Source organism: Hansschlegelia beijingensis, from assembly GCF_045505405.1.
GTDB lineage: Bacteria > Pseudomonadota > Alphaproteobacteria > Rhizobiales > Methylopilaceae > Methylopila > Methylopila beijingensis_A.
Map to the genome: position 1 here is coordinate 1 of NZ_JBJKEX010000217.1, position 5,078 is coordinate 5,078.

The 5,078-nt window shown below is 69.9% G+C and carries 2 protein-coding genes and 1 pseudogene; 2 read left to right on the forward strand and 1 reads right to left on the reverse strand.

Going from position 1 to position 5,078, the window contains the following annotated elements; genetic code table 11:
• Positions 1-202: 202 nt before the first annotated feature.
• A pseudogene (locus tag ACIKT0_RS12680) lies at positions 203-325 on the forward strand (histidine kinase dimerization/phosphoacceptor domain -containing protein); the annotation flags it as partial.
• A gap of 12 nt (positions 326-337) precedes the next feature.
• A complete protein-coding gene (locus ACIKT0_RS12685) occupies positions 338-730 on the forward strand; it encodes a sensor histidine kinase (RefSeq protein WP_407105690.1) in 393 nt (130 codons plus the stop codon).
• A 280-nt stretch (positions 731-1,010) separates the two neighbouring features.
• Here ACIKT0_RS12685 and ACIKT0_RS12690 read toward each other — a convergent pair.
• The coding region (locus ACIKT0_RS12690) for an autotransporter outer membrane beta-barrel domain-containing protein (protein ID WP_407105689.1) at positions 1,011-5,078 on the reverse strand (4,068 nt) is incomplete at its 5' end.

Here is a 5,078-nt window from a genome sequence, read left to right on the forward strand (position 1 = left end):
GCAACGCCGCGCGTCTTCGTCGGCAGATGCGGCTCAAGACGCGCGAACTGCTCGTCCGTCAGCCAGAAGCAGTCCGATCCCATCGGCGTTCTCCCTCGAGGACGCCTCTGAATCACGCTTCGCTCGATCTGCAAACCCCTTAATGGGTCCGGGCCCTAGTGCTGCGACCGCTGCCTAAGGATCGTGGGCTAGCTCGGCCGTCAGGGCGCTCTTCGAGGAGTCGGCCGACCGGCTGAACGCGATGGCTCGCGTCCACGACATGCTGAGCCGGTCCGAACACGCGCAGCGCGTCGATGTCGCCACCTATGTCGCCGAGCTCTGCGAGGCGCTGAAGTCGCTGACCGGCGGAGATGGGCGGATCGCCCTGAGGGCGCGCGTCGAAGAGGATATCCTAGTCGACGCCGACGCAGCCTTTCCGATCGGTATCGTGCTGACAGAGCTGATCACAAACGCGGTGAAGTACGCCTTCCCAGAGCACCGCTCGGGGATCATCCTGGTTCAAGCTAGGCGTAGCGGACCCGGTCGGGTGGAGCTGATCATCAGGGACAACGGCGTCGGGATGACTGACTTCCGGGAGGGATCGCTCGGCTACGGCTTGGTCCGTTCTCTTGTGAAGCAAATCGGGGGCGAGCTGGAGATACAGGGCGATGCAGGCGTGACCGTCACCATCTCATTCTCGGACGCCTCCCGGTTCCCGCCGCCGGGCGGCCGCGATCCCGCATCGGCCTAGGCAGAGGACGAACCCCGGAGCGAGCCACGGTCGCGGCTGGGACCGCAGGGCAGACCCCGGCGGCCGCTCCGAACAGCGGACGTGAGACCGTGTCGCAGCAACCTTCTCGGCCGTCGCCTTGAAGCGGACGAGTTCGCGGTAGCCGAATGTGACTTTTCGGAAGCTCAGGATGTCCGCCTTCCGGCGGCGATCAGCAGCGCGTTCCTGGGAGTCCCGCGAGGGTGAGGACGCTCCCCCGGAGCTTGTCCGGGGGAGCTGTCAGCGAACGGGCTCGCGCCGCTCAGAAGCGGTAGGAGACGCTGGCGGTCGCGCCGTGCTTGGTCGTTTCGCGGCCGAATTCGCCGTCGTACTGGACGCGCAGATCGATCGAATCGTCCTGGTAGAGCTGCAGCCCGGCGCTGGCGCGGCCCGTGACCCGATCGAGAGGCGCGTTCAGCCGGAAGTCGTCGCTCGACGAACCAGCGCTGAACTTGCCGCGGCTGCGCCACTCGTCATTCGTGCGCACGTTCAGGCCGACCGTCACGAAGCTCCGCAGCGTCCGTCCGCCCCAGACCTCGTCGGCCCTGCCGATCTCCAGCGCGGGGGTGACGATCGCCGAGGTGTAGGAGCCGTGTGAGATGGTCAGGCCGAGACCGCCCTTTTCCTTCTCCGAGAAGCCGCTGTTGCGCGCATGGACGAGGTCGAGGTTGAGGTAGGGCCTCAGATAGAAGTCCTCCGCCCCGAGCGTGTAGGCGACCCGAGCCCGGACGCCCGCGCTGTAGGCGTCGCTGTCGGACTTCGCGGTGGCGGCGTAGCCGGCCGCGGAGATCCGGCGCTTGATGTCGTAGTCGCCATAGCTTCCGAACAGGGCGCCCGTCAGCAGGAACGGGCCGCTCTGGCGCTTCAGGGTCAGGGCGCCCTGCACGCTGGAGCCCTTGGCCGACACGCCGTCGTGGCCGTTGAAGGAGTCCGCCTGATAGGCGAGCGAGCCGCCCAGCAGCAGCCCGGAGTCGAGCTCCCCCTGGACGCCGACCTGCCAGGAGAGGCTGTCCATGTCGGACTTGCCGCGATTGGCGTCACCCTTGAACGAGGCGCGCTGTCCGCGCGTGGTTCCGTAAACACAGGAGCCCTCGGTGAGGAACGTCTTCGAGCCTGACGTCCCGGCGTCGAACACCGGGCAGCTCATCGAGGCGTCGGCGATCCGCGAGGCGTCCGCGGCGACCCGCGCGAACAGCGTCGAGATGCTGCGCGGCGAGACTTCCGCGATGGCCGCCTCGTAGCGGCCGAGATCCGCGCCAGCTGTCGCGTCGAGCCCGGCGAAGAACGAACCGAGCTCGGCGCGCCCTTCCGCGAACACGTTCTCGAGCGCGTTCGCGACCGCGCTGTGATGTGACGTCAGGCCGAAGCTGTCCTTGTCGAACTGCGCGCCAGTGATCGCGATGTCGTAGCGGCCAGCGTCCTCGCGCAGCGTGTAGGAAAACAGCGGGCTGTCGGGCGCCGTCAGCGAACCCGTGACCGCGCCCTGCACGGTGAGCGCCGGCAGGAAGATGTTGGGCAGCGCGCTCGCCAAGTTGGGCCGGACGCCGCCGTCGAGGACGGCGTTCCCGGTGACCACATAGGCGCCGCTGGTCATGTTGCTGAAGTCGAGATGCGGCGCGATGCGGCCTTCGGCGGTCTGGATGAGGTGCCCGTCGAGGTACGAGCGCTGGCCCGGCAGCGCGACGAGCATGCCGGAATTGGTGAGCGTGCCCGCCATCTCGCCGGGCGGCGTGCCGTTGGTGTTCTGGAAGTTGCCGGTGATCGACCCGCCCTGGAGCCAGGTGTCGCCATAGATCTGGCCCTGGTTGTCGACGTCGACCTTCTGCGATCCGTAAGCGCCCGTCGTCTTGATGGCGTTCCCGGACGCCGCCCAGACCCAGCCGTCCTTGCCGATGTTGATCTGGTTGGACGCGTTCCCGCCGTCGATCAGGATGCCGACGCCCTGCGCGCCGGAGCCGCCGGCGACCGTGCCGTTGACGTTCACCGTCACCGCGCCTGCGCTTCCCGGCGCGCTGCTCTGCGCGAGCACGCCGATGCTGTTCTCGCCCGTCGCCGACACCCCGCCATCGACGGTGACCGTCACCGCTCCTGCCGTGGACGAGGCGTTCCGGCCGGTGTGGCCGATGAACACGCCGCCGCCGTTCGCGATCAGCCCGCCGCCGCCGCCGATGCTCTGCGCGACGATGCCGAAGGCGCCGGCGGCCGAGGTCCCGACATAGCCTGCGGCGCTCACCGTGACGGCGCCGCCGGAGCCGACGCCCGCATCGGCGTCGGAGCTCTTTGGGCCATCATATGTGCCGGTCAGCACCGGAGCCGCTGCGCTCGAGGCGTATCCCATGAACAGGCCGCCGCCGCCGCCGACGCTCTGCGCGATGACGCCGTGACCGCCGATCCCATAGGTGTAGACGCTGCTTTCGGACTGCGGGAGCGAGACCGAAACGCTCCCGCCGTCGCTCGCATATTTCGTGCTGGAGTTCAGCGAGCCGAACTGCGTGACCGAGGCGCTCTGCCCGGGCGTCGCCGCCGCGATGCCGCCGCCGCCGCCGACGCTCTGCGCGATCATTCCGGCCGCGCCCGTTCCGCTCGTCCTGATGTTGGTGACGCCCTGGCCGAAGTCGGCTGTGACCTTGCCGCCCTTGCCCGCCGCGCCGGCGCCGCCCCCGAGCGTGAAGTTCACCGCCCAGTCGTCGGTGGAGGTCGTCGATCCCGTCGCCCCCATGCCGCCGCCGCCGCCGACGGATTGCAACACGACCCCATGTGAGACGTCGCCCTGGGTCACGACGCTGAACCCGTTGGATAGGGCGGCGAGCGACACCGAGCCGCCGTCGCCTGCGCCCTCGGAGGAATCGGTGATGGTCAGGCCGAGCGCGACGCTGCCTGAAGGCGCGTCCGAACCGTCGTAGGCGCTGCCGCCGCCGCCGCCTACGCTCTGCGCCAGAAGCCCGACCGCGTGGGCCCCGACGGTCGACAGCGAGGGGATGCCGCCCTGGTCCAGATTTACGGCGACCGAGCCGCCATTGCCGCCATAGCCGCCGGACCCGTTGAAGCCCAGCGTCATGGAGGAGCTGACCGAGAGCTGCGCGAAGGTATAGAGCAGGCTGTTGGCGCTGCCGCCGGCGACCGCCATGCCGCCCATTCCGCCGCCGCCGACCGACTGCGCGATGAGGCCGGCGGAGTTCGCCCCCTTGGTGGCGATGGCCCCTGCATGGGTCACGGTCACCGTCCCGCCGTCGCCGCCCGAGCCCCCGGTGCGGCCGACATTCACCGTCGGCACGATGGAGATCGTCGGCGTCACCTGGGTCTTCTCGACGCTCTTCGCCCAACTCAGAAGGCCGCTGACGTCGAACGATCCGCCCGACGCCACCCCGCCGCCGCCGCCGATCGACTGGACCAGCAGACCGTTCGCGCTGACGCCCTCGGTGGCGATCACGCCGTTGGCGTTGACGGTCGCGGCCGCCGCGCCTCCGTCGCCGCCCGCGCCGCCATTCGATCCCGTCGTGACGCTGACGTTGATGGTCGAACCGGCGCCGACGCTGTTGGCGTTCGCCGAGCCGATCCCCGCGTTGCCGCCGCCGCCGCCGATGGACTGAACCAGGCCGCCATTGGAAAAATCGCCATAGGTGGCGATGTGCGACGTCGTCGTGGAGGCGTCTCCGACCGTCAGAGTCGCGTGGCCGCCGTCGCCGCCGGCGCATTTGTCGTCGCAGTCGCCGCCAACCGCGACGCTCAGATCAACGGCCATGCTCGTCAGCGTGTTGTCGGCGATATAGCCCGAGCCGTAGCCGACGGCGGCCGCCATCGCCGAACTGTCGCCGCCCTGGCCGCCGCCGCCGCCGATGGACTGCACGACGGCGCCGCTGCTGCCCGCGCCATAGGTGAGCACTCCGCTGCCGTCAGCGAGCGAGATGGACGCTGAGCCGCCGTCGAGCACCGCCGAGCCGCCATTGCCGCCGGAGCCGCCGGTGGCGTGGGCGATGCTCAGGGTAGGGGTTCCGGAGATCCCCTCTTCGGTCGGAACCGGCAGCGAGATCGCGGTCGCGAGCGCCGAGGCGCCGCCGCCGATGCCGCCGCTGCCGCCGATCGATTGCGCGAGCACGCCGATGGCGTCGAACTGGGCGTTGTCGTCGGAGGACACGCCTGTGGTGATCCGGGATCCCGACAGCGTCACGTCCACGGTTCCGGGAGCGCCGCCATCGCCGCCGCTGCCGCCCACGGCGACTGCGTAGCTGAGCAACCCGTTGGCGCTCGTCGCGTAGGCCGCGCCGCCTGCGCCACCGCTGCCGCCGATCGACTGGGCGACCACGCCGATCGCGCCGCTCCCGGTCGTGGT